We start from the raw sequence: 21,284 nt of genomic DNA, 5'->3' as shown, positions 1-21,284 counted from the left end.
TCGCTTCACTGCGAAAAGCTGCCCTCATCTGCCCTGCGGGCATCTCGCTCCGCGCCCCGGCCCAGCGCAACGCGCTGGGCGTTCAGCCATGCACGAGCCCATGGCTCGTAGACCGCATGTCTTCACCCCGCAAGCGGGAGAAGAGACGGCATCGGCTTTCCGCGCGGTGTATGACATAGCCGTGCGGCCAGCGCTCGCGGCAAACCCTTCCCTTCTCCCGCAAGCGGGAGAAGGTGGCGCGCAGCGCCGGATGAGGGCGCTTTTCAGCTTCACTGCAAAAAGCTCCCCTCATCTGCCCTTCGGGCCTCTTCCCTCGCACGCGGGAGAAGGGATAACGCATTCCCACACGCTTCATCGTTCTGCCCTGCCCTTTGGAGTCCTCCATGATCCACTCGCCTGACTGGCTGCAGATTCACCGCGGCGATGCCCCGCTGATCGTCAGCTTCCCGCATACCGGCACCGAACTGCCCGACGCGCTGGTCGGCCACTTCGTCTCGCCATGGCTGGCCCGCCGCGACGCAGACTGGTGGGTGCACGAGCTGTACGCCTTCGCCAGGGAGCTGGGCGCCACCACGGTGCGCACCGCGGTCTCGCGCTCGGTGATCGACGTCAACCGCGATCCCTCCGGCGCCTCCCTGTACCCGGGCCAGAACACCACCGGCCTGTGCCCGACCACCACCTTCGACAACCAGCCGCTGTACCGCGACGGCCATGCGCCGGACGAGGCGGAGATCCAGCGCCGCCGCCAGACCTGGTTCGACCCGTACCACGCCGCGCTGCGCGCCGAGATCACCCGACTGCGCGCCATCCACGGCACCGTGGTCGTCTACGACGCGCATTCGATCCGCTCGCTGATCCCGCACCTGTTCGACGGCGAACTGCCGCAGTTCAACATCGGCAGCGCCGGCCCCAGTGGTGCGCCGGACACGTCCTGCGACAACGCGCTCACCGACGTGGTCGAGAACCTGTGCGCGATCAGCGGCCTGGGCCACGTTCGCAACGGCCGCTTCAAGGGTGGCTGGATCACCCGCCACTACAGCGACACCGCCGGCGGCGTGCATACCCTGCAGATGGAGCTGGGCTGCCGTGGCTACATGCACGAGCCCGCGCCGGCCGATGTCGATGAGCACAGCTGGCCGACCCCGTACGACCCCGACCACGCCGCACCGGTACGCGACACCCTGAAACAGATCCTTCGCGCCTGCCTCGATTTTGCTTCCCGGAGAAACGCATGACCCGTCACGATCCTTCCCGCAGCCCGCGCGCGCCGCGCGGCAACACGCTCAACTGCAAGTCCTGGCAGACCGAGGCCCCGTTCCGCATGCTGCAGAACAACCTCGACGCCGAAGTGGCTGAAGACCCGACCTCGCTGGTGGTGTATGGCGGCATCGGCCGCGCCGCGCGCGACTGGGAGAGCTACGACAAGATCCTGGAAACACTCCAGCGCCTGGACGACAACCAGACCCTGCTGGTGCAGTCGGGCAAGCCGGTCGGCGTGTTCCCCACGCACCCGGATGCACCGCGCGTGCTGATCGCCAACTCCAACCTGGTGCCGCACTGGGCCAACTGGGAGCACTTCAACGAGCTCGATAGGAAGGGCTTGATGATGTACGGGCAGATGACCGCCGGCAGCTGGATCTACATCGGCAGCCAAGGCATCGTGCAGGGCACCTACGAGACCTTCGTGGAGATGGGCCGCCAGCATTACGGCGGCAGCCTGGCCGGCAAGTGGATCCTCACCGCCGGCCTCGGCGGCATGGGCGGCGCGCAGCCGCTGGCCGCATCGCTGGCCGGCGCCAGCAGCCTGACCATCGAATGCCGCCAGAGCAGCATCGACTTCCGCCTGCGCACCCGTTACGTCGACGAGCAGGCCACCGACATCGACGACGCGCTGGCGCGCATCGCCAAGTACACGGCCGCCGGCGAAGCCAAGTCGATCGCCCTGCTCGGCAATGCGGCCGAGATCCTGCCGGAGCTGGTGCGCCGTGGCGTGCGCCCGGACTGCGTCACCGACCAGACCAGCGCGCATGACCCGGTGCACGGCTACCTGCCGGTCGGTTGGACCGTGGAGCAATGGCTGGCCGAGCAGCAGGCCAACCCGGAGAAGGTGCGCGACGCCGCCAAGGCCGCGATGCGCGTGCACGTGGAGGCGATGCTGGCCTTCCACGCGGCCGGCATCCCGACCGTCGACTACGGCAACAACATCCGCCAGATGGCCTTCGACGAAGGCCTGAAGAACGCGTTCGACTTCCCCGGCTTCGTGCCGGCCTACGTACGCCCGCTGTTCTGCCGCGGCGTTGGCCCGTTCCGCTGGGTGGCACTGAGCGGCGACCCGGAGGACATCTACAAGACCGATGCCAAGGTGAAGGAGATCATCGCCGATGACCCGCACCTGCACCGCTGGCTGGACATGGCCCGCGAGCGCATCAGCTTCCAGGGCTTGCCGGCGCGCATCTGCTGGGTCGGCCTGGGCCTGCGCCACAAGCTGGGCCTGGCCTTCAACGAAATGGTCCGCAATGGCGAGCTCAAGGCACCGGTAGTGATCGGCCGCGATCACCTGGATTCGGGCAGCGTCGCCTCGCCCAACCGCGAGACCGAGTCGATGAAGGACGGTTCGGATGCGGTTTCCGATTGGCCGCTGCTCAACGCCATGCTCAACGTCGCCGGCGGTGCCACCTGGGTGAGCCTGCACCACGGCGGTGGCGTGGGCATGGGCTACTCGCAGCACTCTGGCGTGGTCATCGTCTGTGACGGCAGCGAGGCCGCCGACCAGCGCATCGCCCGCGTGCTGTGGAACGACCCCGGTACCGGCGTCATGCGCCACGCCGACGCCGGCTACGACATCGCGCTGGACTGCGCCCGCGAGAAGGGCCTGGACCTGCCGGGCATCCTCGGCTGATCGCCGCACCTTCACTTCCGTAGCGATGGAAGCCATGCCCCCTCCCGTCCACGGGAGGGGGCATCTGTTTTCGGGCGCAACGCCGCACGGGCGCGCCGTCCGTCGATGTGCTATCAAGCAGCACCTTCGTCGGGTAAACACCATGCGCAGCCTGCTCACGTTGCTGTTGATGCTGTTCGCGGCTTCGGCCTACGCGGCCAACGACGACATTGTGCTGCCGGCCGGCTGGGAGCAGCGCCTCGATACGACCGTACCGGCCCTGGCCCGGCAGGCATTGGCGCGCTACGACGCGCCCGATGCGCAGCAGCGGCTGGGCACGGTGTTCCGCCTGCAGTTGGCCGCCGGCAGGTATGCCGACGCCATCACCAGCATCCAGGCGCTGCGCCGCCTGCGCAACGACCCATCCAACCAGCCGCCGTTGTTCCTGCAGTACGAGATCCATGCGCGTGCGCGGCAGGCGCAGGCCGAGCATCGGCAAGCGTTCGCGCAGGCATGGCCACAGGCCTTCGCCGCCCGCTTCGCCGAGCTCGACGACCGCAGCGCGCAGCAGGCCGGCGTTGCCTTCGGTGGTTACCTGCCGCGCATGCGCCAGGACCTGGACCAGCGCATCGAACAGGCACGCGGCAAACGCAGCCTTCCGATGGACCAGGTTATCGAACTGGTGCGTGCCTGGCAGATCCATGACAGCTACGCCGCCTTCCAGCCCCTGTTCGCCACGGCACAGGCCGACGACGACGCACGCCGTTACCAGGTCGAGCGCGACCTGTTGATCGCCACCCCGGACGGCGCCCGCGTGTCCGCGCTGCTGGTGCTGCCGCGCCACGCCGCCACTCCCCTGCCCGCACTGCTCACCTTCACCGTCTACGCCAACGACGATTGGGCCTGGGACGACGCCCGCAAGATGGCCGCCCACGGCTATGCGTCGGTCGTGGCGTACAGCCGCGGCAAGGGCCGCAGCCCGGATGCGATCGTGCCGTTCGAGCACGATGGCGGCGACGCGGCGGCGGTGATCGACTGGATCGCCGCGCAACGCTGGAGCGATGGCAGGGTCGGCATGTATGGCGGCAGCTACAGCGGCTTCACCCAATGGGCCGCGCTCAAGCAGCGTCCGGCGGCGCTGAAGGCCATCGCCACCTCGGCCACGACCGCACCCGGCATCGATGTCCCGATGGAAGGCGGCGTCTTCCTCAACTTCATGTACGCCTGGCCGTTCTACACGGCCAGCAATCGCAGCCTGGACGATGCCAGCTACGGCGACAGCGCCCGTTGGCAGCGGCTCGACCAGCAGGCCTACCGCGGCGGTGGCCGCTACCGCGACCGGCCCGCTATCGATGGCACGGCCAACCCGGTGTTCAGCCGCTGGCTGCAGCACCCGCGCTACGACGCGTGGTGGCACGCGATGATTCCGCAGGGCAGTGCGTTCGCCGACATCGACATCCCGGTCCTGGCCACCACCGGCTACTTCGATGGTGCGCAGATCGGCGTCCTGCACTACTTCCGCAACCACCTGCAGCACCGCCCGAACGCCGACCATACCCTGCTGATCGGTCCCTACGAACACTTCACCATGCAGACCGGGCTGCCGCCGGTGGTGCAGGGCTACACGCCCGACCCCGGCGCCCGCATCGACCTGCAGGCAATGCGGCTGGCCTGGTTCGACCACGTCTTCAAGGGCGCGCCCACGCCCGCCCCGCTCGCCGGGCGCGTCAACTGGCAGGTCATGGGCGCCGACACTTGGCGGCATGCCGACACGCTGGAAGCCATGGCCACGCGCAGCCAGCGCTACTACCTGCACGCCGGCGCCAATGCCGCGCACCGGCTCGATGCGGCACCGTCCAACGGCCCACCGGCGATCCAGCGCGTGGACTTCAGCGACCGCAGCGACGCCGACTGGCAGCCTTCACCGAACGTGTTGAACCCCACGCTGGACCCGCACGCCGGGTTGGTATTCCGCAGCGACGTGCTCACGCACGACCTGGAATTGGCCGGACCGTTCAGCGCCGACCTGTACTTCACCCTCAACAAGGCCGACGCCGACCTCAGCATCGGCATCTACGCGCAGGGGCCCTCAGGCCAGTACTTCGACCTGGCCTATGCGCTGCAGCGCCTGAGCCAGGCCGATGACCGCAGCCAACGCCACCTGCTGCAGCCCGGGCAACGCAGCCACGTGCGGATCCAGGACACCCGCCTGCTCGGCAGCCGCCTGCCCGCCGGCAGCCGCATCGTGGTTACCGTGGGCGTGCTCAAGCAGCCCAACCTGCAACTCAACCTCGGCAGCGGCAAGGAACCAGCCGACGAAACCCTGGCCGATGCAGGCCAGCCGCTGGTCATCCAGTGGCACGGCGACAGCCACGTGACCCTGCCGATCCGCGATTGAGCCACATTCCGCCAGGGCGCGGGCGGGCTCAGCGCAACAAGCCTTCCAATCGCTCGACCACCCGGTCGAACGCGGCGATGTCACGCGTGGCCCGGCTGATCGCCACCGCGCCTTCGACGCTGGCGATCAGCATCGTCGCCAACGCCTGCGCCTGGACCGGCGCATGGCCTTCGCCGATGAACGCCTCGGCCAGGCGTCGCTCCCACGCCGTGAACGCAACACCGGCCGCTTCCCGGGCATCGTCGGCGCCGCCGTCGATAGGCTCTTCCACCGCCGCGGCAAGTACCGGGCAGCCCACGTGGAAGTCGGACTTGAGCAGGCGTTCGCGCCATAGCGCCAGGAAGCGCGAAACGCCGCTGACCACGCCCTCGCGCAGGACCTCATCCAGCATGGCGTCGATGCGGCTGCCGGCCAGGGCGGTCGCTTCGGCCAGCACCTGCTGCTTGCCACCGGGGAAATGGTGATAGGTCGAGCCAAACGGCGCCTCGGCACGCTTGGTGACCTCGCGGATGCTGGTGGCATTGAGGCCATAGGTCGCCAGCATGTCGGCGGCGGTGCTGATCACGCGCTGCGGGGCATCGGTGGGACGGCGGCGCATCGCGAGGTCCTTGCTATGACGGGTGTCATAGCTTAGCGTACGCGCGTTATGACAGTCGTTATAAAAGGTTTGCCCGCGCCATGAATCTCTGGTTCCGTTTGCTGCACCTGCTGATCTGTTCGTGGTTCCGCCCGCGCCTGCAGGCCCCCACCGGCGTGTCGCGCCTGCAGTTCCGGGTGCTGCCCAACGACATCGACCTGAACCTGCACATGACCAACGGCCGCTACTGGACGATCTTCGACCTGGGCCGGCTGGACCTGGTGCTGCGCACCGGCCTGGGCAAGGTGGCGATGCGCCGCAAGTGGGCGCCGATCGCCGGCGCCGGCACCATCCAGTTCCGGCGCGAACTCAAGCCATTCCAGCGCTTCACCCTGGAAACGCGCATGGTCGGCTGGGTCGGCGGCCGCATCCTGATGGAGCAACGCGTGCTGGTCGGCGACGACGACAAGATGGCCACCCGCGCCCTGCTGATCACCGGCATGTACGACCGGCGCGGCCGACGCTTCGTCACCGGCGAGGAAGTGCTGCAGGTGCTGGGCGTGCAGGACGTGGCATCGCCCCCGTTGGGCGCGGCGGCGCAGGCCCTGCTGGCCGCCGACGCCGCCCTCAAGCTGGAGGACTGAGCAGGCCCGCGCGGGCCTGCTCCTGCCACTCAGCGGCTGCGCGTCAGTGCGTAGCGCCCGCCCCCGGTCACGGCCAGCAGCAGCAGGCCACCGCAGATGGCGAGATTCTTGAAGAAGTGGATCAGGTTGAGATCGCGATCCGGGCTTTCCATCGTCCAGAAGGCATGCCCGATCAGCGCGGTGCCCAGCGTGAAAAGCACGAACAGCAGCGCCAGCGGACGCACCCACACGCCGAGCAGGATTGCCAACCCGACAAACACTTCCATGAAAATGGAAATCGACGTAGCCAACTCGGGCAGGGGTGCATGCAGCACTCCCATATAGGCCACTGTGCCGGAAAAGTTCGCCAGCTTGGATATGCCCGAGCTGATGAACAAGGCCATCAACAGGATGCGTGCCACCAGGATCACGCCATCGCGGTTGCGCTCTACAAAACGGTCAATCATTTCATTGCTCCAGACAACGCAGAAGGAAAGGGGCCGCAGTATGCGTCTGCGCCGGATTGCATCGCGAAGAACCGTCATCAGCCTCGGGTATACCCCTTTTCAACACCGGACAGCGTGATGAAAAGCCACCAATGATCGATCCAAACGCCACCCGTATCCTCATTCCGACGGACAGTGTGCGCGGCGGCACGCATCCTCCCGCTCACGGCACGATCCGGATCGGCACCGGCACATCCACCACCTCCCACAGCGCATCCATCTGCGCATCGGTCAGCGCGATGCAGCCATCGGTCCAGTCGTGCTGCTGCAAGGCCGCGGCCGGCAGGGGCGACTGATTCGGCTGGCCGTGGATCATGATGTCCCCTCCCGGGGACACGCCGCGCCGCTGCGCATCGGCACGGTCCGCGGCATTCGGGTAGGAGACATGGATCGAACGGTGGTAGCGGCTGTTCGGGTTCTTCCAGTCCAGCATGTACACCCCTTCCGGCGTGCGTTTGTCCCCCTCCTGTTGCTTGTGCCCGGCCGGCACCCGCCCCAGCGCGATCGGGTACTGCAGCAACAGCGTGCGGCCACTGAAGACGAACAACTGCCGCTCGGACTTGTCCACGTAAACAAACGTGGCCTTCGGTTGCACTGCCTCGACGTCGTCGGTGGCCGCAGCCGTACCCACCATGGCCAGCATCGACGCCAGGCAGGCGTTGCTTCCCTTCAGCACGTGACACCCCTGTTGAACGTTGCCTCTGAGCCTACCCGACGACGCGCCGGTACGCCGCCATGCGCCGGCGAGGCCGGTGACGGGCGTCATGGCCTATGCCAGACTCCGGCCACTTCGTCAGGATGACCGCAGGACGGCAGATGATTGTTCCGGAGTATTGGGCCGAGGCCCGCAGGCAGGCCCGCCATCGCCGCCGCAGCATCACCGTCCGCCGCTTCGGCTGGTCCGAGCTCAGCCTGGAGGCCGCCCAGGCGCATGCCGAGGCCCGCGTGCAGCAGGCCATGGACGCCATCCTTGCCGGTGAATCACTGCCGCGCCGCGAGCGCCGCACCCACTATGGCGTGGAAGGCGTGCCCATCCGCGAACAGGTCGTTGCACGCGAGGGCGAAGATGTCATCACCCGCAACAGCTACGGCGCGCTGTGCCTGAACACCCCGGACGTGCTGTTCGCCGACATCGACCTGGAAGAGCCTCCCTCCGGCTGTGTCCTGCCCTTGTTGCTGTCGGCGGCCTGCTGGCTCGGGGTGATGGCCATCGTCGGCGTCAACGCGAACAACTGGTGGATGGGTGCGGCAGCCGCCACCCTCGCGCTGATCCTGCTCAACTGGCTGGTGGTAGTGGTCAGGCGCGTGCGCTTCAACGCCAATGGAGGCGCCCAGCGGCGCGCGCTGGCCAGGCTGGAGCAGTTCTCACGGCAACAACCGGACTGGACGCTGCGCACCTACCGCACGCCGGCCGGTTTGCGGGTGCTGGTGATGCACGCGGTGTTCGATCCGCAGGACAAGGCGGTTCACCAGTTCTTCAAGGCGGTCCACGCCGATCCGCTATATGCCCGCATGTGCCGCCTGCAGCACTGCTTCCGCGCGCGTCTTACTCCCAAGCCGTGGCGGATGGGGATGAAAGCCCGCATCCAGCCACGCGTCGCGGCGTGGTCAGCCGAGCAGGCCAACCGTCCGGACCGGTTGGCCTGGATCGCCGATTACGAGCGGCAATCGCCAGGCTTCGCCGCTTGCCAGTACCTGCGGACGTTCGGTGATACCGTGCGCGTCCATCCGCGCGCCGCGCAGGTGCGGGCACTGCACGATCGCTACAGCCGGGCCGAAAGCCGCCTGCCGCTGGCCTGATCGGGTTTGCGCAAATGGGCCGGCGCGGCGTCCGGACGGTGAAATCCGGCTTCACGCGACGCTGCCGAACACGCCTTGAAAAGCGCCGCCGTGCGTCCATATCGGACATGAACGCGGCCGTGGTTGGTCAGTAAATGACGCCCTTCCGGGGCGTTCCTGCACAAAGCAATCCGACGCCTGACCATGTGTATCCGGGTGAAGGAAATCCACCACGGCCGCTGCTATGTTGCCGCCGCCATGCACACCCCCGGCCCTCCCGTCCAGCACGTTCCCGACCTGCCGCAGGCGCTGCGCAGCGTACCGCTGCGCACGATCGCGCCGACCTCGGCGCTGGTGCTGGTGTTCTTCAGTGCCTGGCTGGCTGCCGACCGGCGCCTGCCGGAACTGGCCATCAGCCTGCTGCTCACCGCTGTGGCCGTGGCAGCCACGGTCCTGGCCCAGCGTCGAAGGCTGGACATCGCCGGGGTGCTGGCCGCCCTCGCCAATGCAGGCGGCTGCCTGTTGGCGGCGTGGGTGCTGCAGCATTCGGCGCTGGCATGGACGTTCCTGGTCCTGATCAGCAACTTCTTCATCGTCCGCTACGAGGTCGCCGCACCGGTCAACCTGGCATTGGTCGTCGGGCTGTTGCTGCAGCCCGGGCTGCTGCTCGCGCCGATCCAGCCGCAGGCGCTTGCCGTCATCGTGCTGACCTTCGGTTTCGGCCATCGCTTCTCGCGGCGCCTGCAGGGCGACCGCAGCCGCCTGGAGCAACTGGCCTCGCTCGACGCCCTCACCGGCGTGCCCAACCGGCGCGCGCTCGAACGCACCCTCAGCCAGCAGATCATCGGCCAGCGCGAGAGCCGCTTCCGGCACGCGCTGGTGGTGCTGGACATCGACCACTTCAAGGACGTCAATGACCGCCACGGTCACGCCGCCGGCGATGCCGCCCTGTCGGACCTGGCCGCCATCCTGCGCTTTGAACTGCGCGACCGGGACCAGGTGTTCCGCTTCGGTGGCGAGGAATTCGTGATCCTGGCCGAGACCGGTACGCGCGAAGCCTTGGAACGCTTCACCGAACGGATCCGCAAGGCGGTGTACGAGGCACTGCGGGGCCCCGGCGGCCGCATCACCATCTCCCTGGGCGGGGCGATGTATGCCGGCGAACAGCGCTGGCAGGACTGGTTCGCGCGCGCCGATGCAGCGCTGTACGAAGCCAAGCGCAAGGGACGCAACAGCGCGGTCATCGCCGGCTGAACTGCCGCGGCGCGGTTGCAGGCCAAGGCGCATCGCCTCCCCGCGCCGACATGACAAGGGCCGCTTGCGCGGCCCTTGCTTCACACCATCAACGCTGCAGCTGCGATCACGACTTCAGCGGGATCAGGCGGATCTCCACGCGGCGGTTCTGCGCACGGCCGGCGTCGGTGCTGTTGTCGGCAATCGGGTAGGCCTTGCCGGCACCCAGCGTCTCGATGCGCGCGCCCTGCACGCCCTGCGCGGTCAGGTAGGCGGCCACGGCATCGGCGCGTTCCTTCGAGATGCGGTTGTTCACCGCGTCGGTGCCGATGCTGTCGGTGTGACCGACCACTTCGATCATGGTCTGGTTGTACTCGCGCAGGGTGCTGGCCACGCCATTGAGCGCACCGTAGAACTGCGGCTTGAGGGTGGTCTTGTTGAAGTCGAAGGTGATGCCGTCGGGCAGGTTCAGGGTGATGTTGTCACCTTCGCGCTGCACGTCGATGCCGGTGTTGGCGGTGCGCTCGCGCAGGGCCCGCTCCTGGCGGTCCTGGTAGTTGCCGATCGCCGCGCCGCTCAACGCACCGATACCGGCGCCGACCATCGCACGCTGGCGACGCTCGGTGGCATCGCCACCGCTGAGCAGGCCCGCGGCCACGCCGATGGCGGTGCCGATCAGCGCGCCCTTGCCGGTCTTGTTCTGCTGCTGGGTCTGGTTGCCGTACGGGTCCTGCTGCACGTAAGAGCCACCGGTGGCACAGGCCGAGAGGACGGCAGCTGCCACCAGACCAAGGGAAATATTGCGGACAGCGGTAACGGTGCTCATCAGAGTCTCCTTCATGGGCCGGCAGGAAGGCCGGCGTGGATTTGCCGGGCAAGGATAAACAGCAGGCTGCGACGTGGGGATGATGGAGCCGCGCCGGAAGCGGCTTCCATTCATCTAACTGTCTGAAGCGTTCAAACTCTCAGCGGCACCGGTGGTAGGCGGCCAATGCGGCCTCCCTGCCCTGCGCCAGATCGACCAGCGGCTGCGCCGGATACGTGGGCGCCTGCTCGGCCAGCAGCGACGGTGACAACCACGGCGCGAACCGTGCCTTGACCGGCAGCCCCGCCAGTTCCGGCACCCAGCGGGTGATGTAGCGCGCATGCGGGTCGAACTTCTGCGCCTGCGTCACCGGGTTGAACACCCGGAAGTACGGCGCCGCGTCAGCGCCGGTGCCGGCGATCCACTGCCAGCCCATGCTGTTGTTGGCCAGGTCGGCATCCACCAGCGTGTCCCAGAACCAGCGCGCCCCTTCCTTCCAATGCATCCGCAGGTGCTTGCACAGGAAGCTGCCGACCAGCATGCGCACGCGGTTGTGCATGTAGCCGGTAGCCCACAGTTCGCGCATGCCGGCATCGATGATGGGGATGCCGGTGCGGCCCTGCTGCCAGGCGCCCAGCAGCTCGGCGCGCGGCGGCGCCCAGGCGAACGTATCGAAGCGCGGATTGAGGTTGCTGTCGGAAGTCTGCGGAAAGTGATGCAGCAGGTGCCAGGAGAACTCGCGCCAGCCCAGTTGCCGCACGTAACCGTCGATGTCGGCGTCGCGACCGGCACTGCGCAGCCGCTCCAGCGCGTGCACGATGCGCCACGGCGCGATCTCGCCGAAATGCAGGTGCGGCGACATCAACGAGGTGCCGGTACGGTCCGGCAGGTCGCGCTGCTCGCGGTAGCCATTGAGTGCGCCATCGGTGAAGACGTCCAATGCCTCCTGCGCACCGGCCTCGCCCGGTTGCCAGTGCGCCCAGAACCCCGCATCCCAGTGCAACCGCGGTGCCAGCTGCAACGCCTGCAGCGGCAGGCCCTGCAGGCCATGGCCGGGCAGCCGCGACGGCGCCTCGGTCAAGGCCGCCAGCCGCCACCGGCCCAGCGCGTTGCGCCAGAACGGCGTGAACACCTTGTACGGGCCGCCCTGTTGGGTCGCCAGTTCCCACGGTTCAAACAACAGATAGCCGTTGTGGCTCTCGGCGTGCACGCCCTGTTCGCGCAGGCCGCGCTTGATCGCCGCGTCGCGTGGCTGGGTGGCCGGTTCGTACTTGCGGTTCCAGTACACCGCCTGCGCGCCACTCTCGGCGATCAGCGCCTGCAGTTCGGCATGGCTGTCGCCACGCCGCAGCACCAGCGCACTGCCACGTGCACGCAGGTCGGCATCAAGCTGCTGCAGCGACTGGTGCAGCCATGCATCGGAGGCCGCGCCCGGTGCCCATGCGCCCTCTTCGTGCGGCGCATGGATGTAGACCGGCAGCGGCGTATGCCCGGCCTCGATCGCGGCCTGAAGGGCTGGGTTGTCACGCAGGCGCAGGTCGCGCCGGAACCAGACGAGGGCGACGGACATGGCGGAGGGGCTTACTCGAACGCGCCGACCGAGTCGTGGCTGAGGTTGTCGAAACGGGTGTACTCGCCGAAGAACTTCAGCTTGCACGAGCCGGTCGGGCCACCACGGTGCTTGCCGATGATGATCTCGGCTAGGCCCTTGTCCGGCGAACTTTCCTTGTTGTAGTAATCGTCGCGGTAGATGAACACGATCATGTCCGCGTCCTGCTCGATAGCGCCGGATTCGCGGAGGTCGGCCATCACCGGGCGCTTGTCGGTACGTGTTTCCAGCGAGCGGTTGAGCTGGGACAGCGCGATCACCGGCACGTTAAGCTCCTTGGCCAGGCCCTTGAGCGAACGCGAGATCTCGGAGATTTCGGTGGCGCGGTTCTCGCTGTTGCCCGGCACGCTCATCAGCTGCAGGTAGTCGATCACCACCAGGCCCAGGTCGTGCTCGCGCTTGAGGCGGCGGCACTTGGAGCGCAGCACTTCCGGCGACACGCCCGGCGTGTCGTCGATGAAGATCTTGGTTTCCTTCAGCATGCGGATGGCACCGGTGACGCGGCTCCAGTCCTCGTCCTCGAGCTGGCCGGTACGCAGGCGCTGCGCGTTGATGCGGCCATTGGAGGAGATCAGGCGCATCGCCAGCTGCGAGGCCGACATTTCCATCGAGAACACCGCCACGCCCTTCTTCGACTTGATCGCGGCGTATTCGGCGATGTTCAGCGCGAAGGTGGTCTTGCCCATCGCCGGACGCGCGGCAAGGATGATCAGGTCGGTCGGCTGCAGGCCGGCGGTCATCGCGTCGAAGTCGTTGTAGCCGGTCGGCAGGCCGGTGATGTTGCCGCCGTTCTCGAAGCGGTTGCGCAGCTCCTCGAAGGCGTCCTTCAGTGCGCCGGGCATGGCCACGAAGTCGGTCCGCCCGCGCGCGCCCTGCTCGGCGATGGCGAACACCGACTTCTCGGCGGTGGCCAGCAGTTCAGTGCTGTCGCGCCCTTCGGGCTGGAAGCCGTCATTGACGATGTCGGTGCCCACCTGGATCAGCTGCCGCAGCACCGCCTTGTCACGCACGATCTCGGCGTAGGCGCTGATGTTGGCCGCCGACGGCGTGGTGCTGGCCAGCTCGATCAGGTACGCACCATCGCCCACCTGGTCCAGCTTGCCCTGCGACTCGAACCATTCCCCCAGGGTCACCGCGTCGAACGGGCGGTCACGCTCGGACAGCTCGCGGATGGCGCGGTAGATCAGCTGGTGGTCGCGGCGGTAGAAGTCCTTCTCGGTCAGCGCCTCGTTGACCCGGTCGAATGCCTCCGGCGCCAGCATCAGGCCACCGAGCACCGCCTGCTCGGCTTCCACCGAATGCGGGGGTACGCGCAGGGCATCAATGCGCTGTTCGCCGCGCTCAGCGCGGTCGTTGCGGTCGGAACGGAAACCAGTACGAGCGGACATAAGAAAAACGTGATTCCTGCGCTAAGGCACTACGGCCATGGTAGGTGGGCATCTGCCACCGGGGTACGGACAACTCTGTGGATAACCTGTCCACAATTCCAGCCCCCGCGGCCTGGCGGGGCGTTCCGGAGTGGGCGGCCATACAGAAAGAAGCACCCGGCGCCGTTGCGGCGCCGGGTGCCATTATCGCAAAGCCGCCGCGCCCGTGCCGACCGCTCAGCCGGCGTGGTGGGTCCCGATCCAGGCCAGGAAGCGGTCCACGAAGCCCTGCAGGAACGTCCGCGTGGCCTCGTTGGTGATCGTGCCGTCGGCCTCGATCAGCCCCTCCTTGAAGTGCAGGAAGGCCTCCGGCTGCGCCAGCACCGCCAGATTCACGAAGACCAGCACGTTGCGCAGGTGCTGCTGGGCCAATGCACTGCCGATGGCCCCGATGGAGGCACCGGTCACCGCCGCCGGCTTGCCGTCGAAGGCATTGTCACCGTACGGCCGCGACGCGGTGTCGATGGCATTCTTCAGCACGCCGGGGATGGAGCGGTTGTACTCGGGGGTGACGAACAGGACCGCGTCGGCGGCGCGCACCTGGTTCTTCATCCGCGTGCCCTGCGCCGGGAACTGGCCGTCGTGGTCCTGGTTGTACAGCGGGATATCGCCGATCTGGATGTACTCGAAGCTGGCCCGGTCCCCGGCGAGCTTCTCCAGCGCATGCGCCAAGCGGCGGTTGATCGAATCCTTGCGCAGGCTACCGACGAAAACGGCAATCTTGTACGGGCTCATGGCGGGCTCCAACCGGAAGATGGAGGCAGGCTAGCCGCCCCCCGCGTTGGACCGGGTGAAGGCCGCGCGCCCCGCCCCGTTCCCGCGAAAGCGGGAGGGGCGAGCTTGCCGCGACGCGCGGGCGTGCCAGCCGGGCCGCGATGGCAGGTGCCTCACGCCAGTTGCGCGGCCGCGGCGACGATATCGCCCTCGCCCGGAAGCACCAGCAGGGCGGCACCGGCCAACGGCGTGTAGGTATCGGCACCGGTCACCCGCCGCAGCGGCACCTGGCCGTGGCCGGCCTCGACCAACGCGGTGATCACGCCCTCGCCCACCCCGGCGCTGTGCCGGCCCTCGTCGACCACCAGGATCCGCTTGGCGCCCTTGGCCTGTTCGGCGATCCAGCCTTCGTTCAACGGCACCAGCCAGCGCAGGTCGAGCACCCGCACCTTCCAGCCCTGCGCCTGTTCGATGGCCCTGGCCGCGCGCAGGCTCATCGGCACGCCGTTGCCATAGGTGAAGATCACCAGGTCGTCATTGCCTTCGCCATACGCGCGCCCCTCGCCCAGCGCGATGGCCTGCTCCGGCGCCGGATACGGGAACAGCCATTGCCCATCGCCGGTCTCGTACAGGTCCTTGGTCATGTACAGCGCGATCGGCTCCAGGAAGATGCAGACCCGCCCGTCCACCTTGGCCAGCGCCGCCAGCGTGCGCAGCATCGCCGCCGCATCATCGCCGCGCGACGGGCAGCCCACCACCAACCCGGGGATATCGCGGATGGCGGTGATCGAGTTGTCGTTGTGGAAGTGGCCACCGAAGCCCTTCTGGTAGCCCAGCCCGGCGATGCGGATCAGCATCGGGTTGCGGTACTGGTCGTTGGAGAAGAACTGCAGCGAGCAGGCTTCGCCACGCACCTGGTCGATGGCGTTGTGCAGGTAGGCCAGGTACTGGATCTCCGGCAGCGGCAGCATGCCCATGTTGGCGAAGCCCTGCGCCATGCCCAGGATCATCGTCTCGTCCAGCAGCGTGTTGAACACCCGGCGCGGGCCGAATGCCTTCTGCAGGCCCTTGGTCACCGTGTAGACGCCACCCTTCTGCGCCACGTCCTCGCCGAACAGCAGCGTTTCCGGGTACTTGCAGAACAGGTCGTGCAGGGCCTGGTTGATCTGGATGGCCAGGTGCTTGGGCGGCTGGTTCTCCGGCAACGCGGCCTCGCTCCCGAACACCTGCAACCGGCGCTCGGCGTAGTCGGCGCGGGTGGCTTCGTTAGCCACCGACGCCGGCGAGTACGGCGCCAGCGGTGCAACCACCTCAGCCAGTGCCTTCAACCGCGGCCGCTGGTCGGCGGCTTCGGCCGCTTCGAAGCAGCGGCGCCGGGTGTGCTCGTACAGCGCCAGCACTTCGTCCTTGTCCATCAGCCCGGATTCCACCGCGATCTGCGCCGAACGCAGCAGCGGGTCACCGGCCTCCACCGCGCACAGTTCCTCCAGGGCCCGCCATTCGATCTCGAAGTCGGTGCCGGCGTGGCCCATCAGGCGGTTGGTGCGCAGGTGCAGGAAGGTCGGTCGGCGGGTGCGGCGGCAATGCTCCACCGCACGCTGCACCTCGGCGTAGCCACCGGCCAGGTCCAGGCCGTCGGCCTGGAAGTAATCCAGCCCGGGCCGGTGGCGGAAGCTCTCGCCGATCCAGCCTTCGGGCGTCTTCACCGAGATGCCGATGCCGTTGTCCTCGCAGACGAACAGCACCGGGGCCGGCAGCTTCTGGAAGCTGCTCCACGCCGCGGCGTTGAAGGCGGTCTGCGCGGTGGCATGGTTGGCCGAGGCATCGCCGAACGAGCACACGGTGATGCTGTCATCAGGGATCGGCAGCGCATGGCCCAGCCGCTTGCCGGCCTCGATCGCCATCGCCGTGCCCAACGCCTTGGGCAGGTGCGAGGCGATGGTCGAGGTCTGCGGCAACACCCACAGCGGCTTGCTGCCCCACACCTTGTGGCGGCCGCCGCTGGCCGGGTCGTCCTTGCTGGCGGCGAACGACAACGCCGAATCCATCACCGGGTCCATGCCCGGCAGCTTGCGGAAGCGCTCGGCCATGAAGCCACCGGAACGGTAATGCAGGAAGGCCGGATCGGTATGCCGCGTCGCCCGCGCCACCATCGCGTTGCCCTCGTGGCCGGATGAACCAATCGTGTAGAAGACCTTGTTCTGCACGCGCAGCACGCGCGCCATCAGGTCCAGGTGGCGGCTGATCAGTTGTGACTCGAACAGCTCACGGAAGCCGGCCGCATCCAGCGCGCTGCCCGGCAGCACCGGCGCGGCGTCCTGCGGGCCGGCATCCGGCCCACGGCCCAGACCGTTCACGAATTCAATGAAGTTGGTATCGCAGATCTCGGCGCGGTTCAGGCCCTTCATCCGGGCCGGGATGGGATTCGGTACACGAGCGAACATGCAGACAGGCTCCACGAAACAAGGCGGTGTTGCGGGGGGAAATGGGGGGATCAGCGCGACGCGGCGAAGCGCGCCTGGACCTCGGCGTCCGGCACCGGCATGGCGACGAAGCCGGGCTGGCGGCGGACGTCCTCCAGCCAGCGTTCGACCGCCGGGTACGAAGACAGCGAAATGCCGCCGTCCTCGGCCACGGCGGTGTAGGCGAACAGGGCAATGTCGGCGATGCCGTAATCGCCGCCGGTGAACCAACGGTGGTCGGCCAGGTGGTGGGCCATCACCGCCAACGCCTCGTGGCCGCGCGCACGCAGCCGCGGCAGGTCGGCACGGCGCGGCGAGTCATCCGGCGTCCAGCCACTGATGAAGCGCGCCACGGCGATATAGGGCTCGTGGCTGTACTGCTCGAAGAACATCCAGGACAGCGCCTGGGCACGTTGCCAGCCATCGGTCGGCAGGAACGGCGTGCCTTCGGCCAACCAGAACAGGATGGCATTGGATTCGGCAAGCACGCGGCCATCGTTGCGCTGCACCACCGGCACCTTGCCGTTCGGGTTCAGCGCCAGGAACTCGGCCGTGCGGGTATCGCCGCCGGCGCTGTCGACCTCTTTCCACTGGTAGCGGGAGCCCAGTTGTTCCAGCAGCAAACGAACCTTGTGGCAGTTGCCCGAACTGGACATGCCGTAAACCGTCAGTGCAGCGGCAGTACTCACAGCGTCGATTCTCCCCGCACCGCGATGGCGTGCGGCAATTGAATATGACCGGAATCGACGCCGGTTGGTAGCTGCAACCGCAGCAATCGGCAGGCGGTCAGCGTGCCGCCAACCAGGCCTGCCGCGACTGCCCCCAAACCTCCACGTCCACCTCATGCGGCGGCGGCAGTCGGGCATTGCGCAGCACCCGCGCACCCAGCTTGCGCGCCACGTGCTGGGAGTTGCTGTTGTCCGGCGCGATGGTATGGATCACCTCCTCCCAGCCCAGCGCATCAAAGGCCCAATCGATGGCCGCGCGTGCGGCTTCCGGGGCGTAGCCGCGTCCCCAGTGCGACGACACGATGCTCCAGCCCACCTCGGTACCCGGCCAGCCGTACGGCTGCCAGGGCCCGACCCGGCCGATCCAGGCCCCGCTGTCCTTCTCGATGACGGAGAACATCGAGTAGCCCAGCAACTGCCAGCTGCCGACCAGCCCGGCCAGGCTGCGCCACGCCACCGGCTTGGGCTGCACGCCACCCAGGTGCTGCATGGCCACCGGGTCGGCGCAGAACGCGGCGAAGGCCTCGAAGTCCTGCCGGCCCGGTGGGCGCAGGATCAGGCGTTCGGTTTCCAGACGCAGATCGAAGATGCTCATGGATCAAGGCTCCTGCCGGGATTGGTCCGAACCCTAACACCTGCCCGGGACATCGGTCGCCTGCGCGATGCGGGCCGGCTCCAAACAAGGAAGGCCGGCAAGATGCCGGCCTTCCAGATGCTCTCGGTGCAGCACGCCTGCTTACTGGCGGCTGCTGCCCCCATCCACCGCGGCGGTCTGCGTCACCACCTGGCCATCCAGCACCGGCAGGCGGTCGCTGCTCGGGCGGTTGTCCATCCGCACGGTCTTTTCCTGGCCCTCGTAGCGGTAGGTCACGTCATAGCCGACCGTGCGGTCGCTGTTGCCCAGCGACACGCGCTCACCCGGACGGCTGTCCATGCGCATCGTGCCGGTGCTGCCATCGGGCTTGCGGTAGGTCACGTTGTAGCCGGTCACGCGGCTGCTTTCGGCGGTGCGCTGCTCGGTGTGGCACTGGCGCTCGGTGCGCTGGACCACACGGCCGCCCACGTGGCGCTTGTCGACCTGGTTGCCGATCACACCGCCGGCCACCGCGCCTGCAGCGGTCGCGGCCTTCTTGCCGTTGCCGCCGCCGATCTGGTTGCCCAGCAGGCCACCGATCACCGCGCCCGCCACGGTGCCGCCGACGTTGCCGTCGCGCTCGGGCAGCCGCTCCTGCACCACCACGTCGTTGCAGACCTCATGCGGGGTGGTGGTGGTCGAGGTCTCGTTGATCGGCTCGGTGCGGGTCACCGTGCCGTACACGCGCTCCTTCTCGGTGACCGGGGCCACCTTCAGCACGTCGGCGTATTCCAGCTTGCCGCCTGCCTCGACCTGCGAACTGGCAGCGGCGTCATCGGCCAGCGGCTGGTTGTCCAGCACCGGGTTCGGTGTCTGCGCGGCCGGCAGCGTGGTGGCCTTGTCGCGCCCCTGCATGAAAGCGGCAGTGGCGATGCCACCCACCAGCAGGGCGCCGGCGGCAACCAGAACAGTAGTGGTCGTGCTTTTCATGGTTCAGCTCCCTGCGGATGGCCCGCGTCTTGATATGGGGTGGATTCCAGCACGCCAAAGCTGAACAGAGGCCCGCATGAATGGCATCGGCCTATCGAAAAAGCACGGCACGCCGCAATATCGCGGTTGTTGTACTCCCCAACCACAGGATTTGCCATGTCCCTGATGCTGACACCGTTTATGGAGTGGGCGCGCAAGCTGCGCTACCCGACCCTGTTCAAGATCACGGCAGGCCTGTTCCTCGTCACGTTGCTGCTGCCGGACCCGATCCCGTTCCTGGACGAGATCCTGTTCGGGCTGGGTACGCTGCTGCTGGCCAACTGGAAGCGACGCAAGGACCCGTCCGACGCGCCACAGGTGTTGCCGCCACGCAAGTCCTGACCCGTGCAACTGGTCGACAGCCACTGTCACCTCGATGCCGATGCGTTTGACGCCGACCGCGCGGCGGTGATCGCGCGCGCGCAGGCGGCCGGGGTGATCGCGCAGGTGGTGCCGGCGGTGACCGCGGCCAGCTGGCCCAAGCTGCGCCAGAGCTGCACGCTCGCCCCGGGCCTGGTCCCGGCCTACGGGCTGCACCCGATGTTCCTGGCCGAACACCGGCCGCAACACCTGCAGCAGCTGGACGAATGGATCACCCGCGAATCCCCGCGCGCCATCGGCGAATGCGGCCTGGACTTCTTCGTTGAAGACCTGGACCCCGAAGCACAGCGGTTCTATTTCCAGGGCCAGCTCGACCTGGCCCACCGCCACCGGCTGCCGCTGGTGGTGCATGCCCGCCGCGCGGTGGACGAGGTCATCCTGCGCATCCGCCGCACCGGCGGGCTGCAGGGAGTGGTCCACAGCTTTTCAGGCAGCCCGGAACAGGCCCGCCAGTTGTGGCAACTGGGGTTCCTGATCGGCCTTGGTGGCCCCCTCACCTATCCCCGCGCCAACCGCCTGCGCACGCTGGTGGCGCAGATGCCGCTGGAGTTCCTGCTGCTGGAGACCGATGCGCCGGACCAACCGGACGCCGGCATCCGTGGCCAGCGCAACGAACCGGCCCGGCTGGCCAGCATCCTGGAAACCGTCGCCGAGCTGCGCGGGCAGGCGCCGGAAGAAATCGCCGCGCAGACCACCGCCAACGCGCAACGCCTGTTCGGACTGCCGTAGCGGCGACCCGGGCCGCGAAATTCGCGAAGCGGCTCCTACGTGGCTTTCTTCTTCAGCAGGACTTCCAGCGCCTTGCCGACCGCGGCGAAGGCGAATGCCCCGGTGATGTGGGTGGCCGCGCCCAGTCCGGCACCACAGTCCAGCTTCATCGCCTCGTCCGGGCCCAGGTTCGGGCGCAGGCCGCACACGCTGCCGTCGGCCTGCGGGTACTTCACGTTCTCCAGCGAGTACACCGCCGACACGCCGAAGTAGCGCTGCGGGTTCTTCGGGAAATTGAATTCGGCGCGCAGCTTCTTGCGGATCAGCGCCATCATCGCGTCGTGCTCGGTACGCGACACGTCGCGCACCCGCACCAGGGTCGGGTCGGTGCGTCCGCCGGCCGCGCCGACGGTGATCATCGGCAACTTGCGGCGGCGACACCAGGCAATGGCCTCCACCTTGACCCGGAAGCTGTCGCAGGCATCGATCACCAGGTCGAAGTTGCGGTCCAGCAGTTCGGCCATGTTCGAACCGGTCAGGAACGACTCCACCGCCTCGACCTCGATGTCGGGGTTGATCGCCTTGCAGCGCTCGGCCATGGCCAGCGCCTTGTTGCGACCGTACTGGCCCGCCAGCGCGGGCAGCTGCCGGTTGGTGTTGGACACGCAGATGTCGTCGGCGTCGATCAGGCTCAGGTGCCCGACCGCCGAGCGCGCCAGCGCCTCGACCACCCAGGACCCCACCCCGCCCATGCCGACCACGGCCACCCGGCAGCCGGCCAAGTGCTCGATGGTCCCGGCACCGTACAGCCGGTCGATGCCGGCGAATCGCTCACGCAGTTGTTCTTTCATCC

At 67.9% G+C, this 21,284-nt stretch carries 20 protein-coding genes; 8 read left to right on the top strand and 12 right to left on the bottom strand.

Annotated elements, in window-relative coordinates:
* Positions 1 to 383: 383 nt before the first annotated feature.
* The 3 genes from hutG (at position 384) to VA603_RS17615 (ending at position 5,276) form a co-directional block, all read left to right on the top strand.
* The gene (gene hutG, locus VA603_RS17625; RefSeq protein ID WP_323439590.1) at positions 384 to 1,235 is read left to right on the top strand and encodes an N-formylglutamate deformylase; all 852 of its coding nucleotides are present in this window, start codon (positions 384 to 386) and stop codon (positions 1,233 to 1,235) included.
* Entirely contained in the window at positions 1,232 to 2,899 is a 1,668-nt protein-coding gene (gene hutU, locus VA603_RS17620) for a urocanate hydratase (RefSeq protein WP_132864156.1), read from the top strand. Before hutG ends, hutU begins: the two co-directional genes overlap by 4 nt.
* 142 nt (positions 2,900 to 3,041) lie before the next feature.
* A complete protein-coding gene (locus tag VA603_RS17615; RefSeq protein WP_323439589.1) occupies positions 3,042 to 5,276 on the top strand; it encodes a CocE/NonD family hydrolase in 2,235 nt (744 codons plus the stop codon).
* Between the two features lie 28 nt (positions 5,277 to 5,304).
* Here VA603_RS17615 and VA603_RS17610 read toward each other — a convergent pair whose 3' ends face one another.
* The gene (locus VA603_RS17610; RefSeq protein ID WP_132864158.1) at positions 5,305 to 5,874 is read right to left on the bottom strand and encodes a TetR/AcrR family transcriptional regulator; all 570 of its coding nucleotides are present in this window, start codon (positions 5,872 to 5,874) and stop codon (positions 5,305 to 5,307) included.
* Between the two features lie 80 nt (positions 5,875 to 5,954).
* Here VA603_RS17610 and VA603_RS17605 point away from each other — a divergent pair, with 80 nt between their 5' ends.
* Complete coding sequence (locus VA603_RS17605) at positions 5,955 to 6,497, top strand: thioesterase family protein (protein ID WP_323439588.1); 543 nt, start codon at positions 5,955 to 5,957, stop codon at positions 6,495 to 6,497.
* A 29-nt stretch (positions 6,498 to 6,526) separates the two neighbouring features.
* Here the strand turns inward: VA603_RS17605 and VA603_RS17600 are convergent, their stop codons facing one another.
* Both VA603_RS17600 and VA603_RS17595 read right to left on the bottom strand, forming a co-directional pair.
* On the bottom strand, positions 6,527 to 6,943 hold the full coding sequence (locus VA603_RS17600) for a DoxX family protein (RefSeq protein ID WP_132864160.1): 417 nt from the start codon (positions 6,941 to 6,943) through the stop codon (positions 6,527 to 6,529).
* Positions 6,944 to 7,145: 202 nt separating this feature from the next.
* On the bottom strand, positions 7,146 to 7,658 hold the full coding sequence (locus VA603_RS17595; RefSeq protein WP_207911799.1) for a L,D-transpeptidase family protein: 513 nt from the start codon (positions 7,656 to 7,658) through the stop codon (positions 7,146 to 7,148).
* Positions 7,659 to 7,798: 140 nt separating this feature from the next.
* Between VA603_RS17595 and VA603_RS17590 the strand changes: the two genes are divergently transcribed.
* Together VA603_RS17590 and VA603_RS17585 are read left to right on the top strand one after the other, a co-directional pair.
* Positions 7,799 to 8,782 (top strand): hypothetical protein, encoded by a 984-nt coding sequence (locus VA603_RS17590; RefSeq protein WP_323439587.1) that lies wholly within the window; start codon positions 7,799 to 7,801, stop codon positions 8,780 to 8,782.
* Between the two features lie 183 nt (positions 8,783 to 8,965).
* Positions 8,966 to 10,015, top strand: coding sequence for a GGDEF domain-containing protein (locus VA603_RS17585; RefSeq protein ID WP_323439586.1), 1,050 nt, complete (start codon positions 8,966 to 8,968; stop codon positions 10,013 to 10,015).
* A gap of 106 nt (positions 10,016 to 10,121) precedes the next feature.
* Here VA603_RS17585 and VA603_RS17580 read toward each other — a convergent pair whose 3' ends face one another.
* From VA603_RS17580 to VA603_RS17545, 8 genes are all read right to left on the bottom strand, one after another.
* The gene (locus VA603_RS17580; protein WP_132864162.1) at positions 10,122 to 10,820 is read right to left on the bottom strand and encodes a YiaD family glycine zipper/OmpA-like lipoprotein; all 699 of its coding nucleotides are present in this window, start codon (positions 10,818 to 10,820) and stop codon (positions 10,122 to 10,124) included.
* A 139-nt stretch (positions 10,821 to 10,959) separates the two neighbouring features.
* A complete protein-coding gene (locus tag VA603_RS17575; RefSeq protein WP_192288449.1) occupies positions 10,960 to 12,369 on the bottom strand; it encodes a cryptochrome/photolyase family protein in 1,410 nt (469 codons plus the stop codon).
* Positions 12,370 to 12,380: 11 nt separating this feature from the next.
* Positions 12,381 to 13,796, bottom strand: a complete 1,416-nt coding sequence (locus tag VA603_RS17570; protein ID WP_132864164.1) for a replicative DNA helicase — start codon at positions 13,794 to 13,796, stop codon at positions 12,381 to 12,383.
* Between the two features lie 216 nt (positions 13,797 to 14,012).
* Positions 14,013 to 14,570: an NADPH-dependent FMN reductase gene (locus VA603_RS17565; RefSeq protein ID WP_313250870.1), complete on the bottom strand. Its 558-nt coding sequence runs from the start codon at positions 14,568 to 14,570 to the stop codon at positions 14,013 to 14,015.
* Positions 14,571 to 14,722: 152 nt separating this feature from the next.
* A complete protein-coding gene (locus VA603_RS17560; protein WP_323439585.1) occupies positions 14,723 to 16,993 on the bottom strand; it encodes a thiamine pyrophosphate-dependent enzyme in 2,271 nt (756 codons plus the stop codon).
* Positions 16,994 to 17,043: 50 nt separating this feature from the next.
* The gene (locus VA603_RS17555; protein ID WP_279432512.1) at positions 17,044 to 17,700 is read right to left on the bottom strand and encodes a glutathione S-transferase family protein; all 657 of its coding nucleotides are present in this window, start codon (positions 17,698 to 17,700) and stop codon (positions 17,044 to 17,046) included.
* Between the two features lie 97 nt (positions 17,701 to 17,797).
* On the bottom strand, positions 17,798 to 18,334 hold the full coding sequence (locus VA603_RS17550) for a GNAT family N-acetyltransferase (RefSeq protein ID WP_132864168.1): 537 nt from the start codon (positions 18,332 to 18,334) through the stop codon (positions 17,798 to 17,800).
* 141 nt (positions 18,335 to 18,475) lie between these two features.
* The gene (locus tag VA603_RS17545) at positions 18,476 to 19,303 is read right to left on the bottom strand and encodes a glycine zipper 2TM domain-containing protein (RefSeq protein WP_132864169.1); all 828 of its coding nucleotides are present in this window, start codon (positions 19,301 to 19,303) and stop codon (positions 18,476 to 18,478) included.
* A 156-nt stretch (positions 19,304 to 19,459) separates the two neighbouring features.
* Here VA603_RS17545 and VA603_RS17540 point away from each other — a divergent pair, with 156 nt between their 5' ends.
* Positions 19,460 to 19,684: a DUF6116 family protein gene (locus VA603_RS17540; protein ID WP_132864170.1), complete on the top strand. Its 225-nt coding sequence runs from the start codon at positions 19,460 to 19,462 to the stop codon at positions 19,682 to 19,684.
* Between the two features lie 3 nt (positions 19,685 to 19,687).
* On the top strand, positions 19,688 to 20,452 hold the full coding sequence (locus tag VA603_RS17535; RefSeq protein WP_323439584.1) for a TatD family hydrolase: 765 nt from the start codon (positions 19,688 to 19,690) through the stop codon (positions 20,450 to 20,452).
* Positions 20,453 to 20,487: 35 nt separating this feature from the next.
* Here VA603_RS17535 and VA603_RS17530 read toward each other — a convergent pair whose 3' ends face one another.
* Positions 20,488 to 21,282 (bottom strand): tRNA threonylcarbamoyladenosine dehydratase, encoded by a 795-nt coding sequence (locus VA603_RS17530; RefSeq protein WP_132864172.1) that lies wholly within the window; start codon positions 21,280 to 21,282, stop codon positions 20,488 to 20,490.
* Between the last annotated feature and the right edge of the window lie 2 nt (positions 21,283 to 21,284).

This window comes from Stenotrophomonas capsici (assembly GCF_034961085.1).
GTDB classification, from domain to species: domain Bacteria; phylum Pseudomonadota; class Gammaproteobacteria; order Xanthomonadales; family Xanthomonadaceae; genus Stenotrophomonas; species Stenotrophomonas capsici.
Note: the sequence above shows the minus strand (reverse complement) of the source record. Positions and strands in the feature narration are given on the sequence as shown.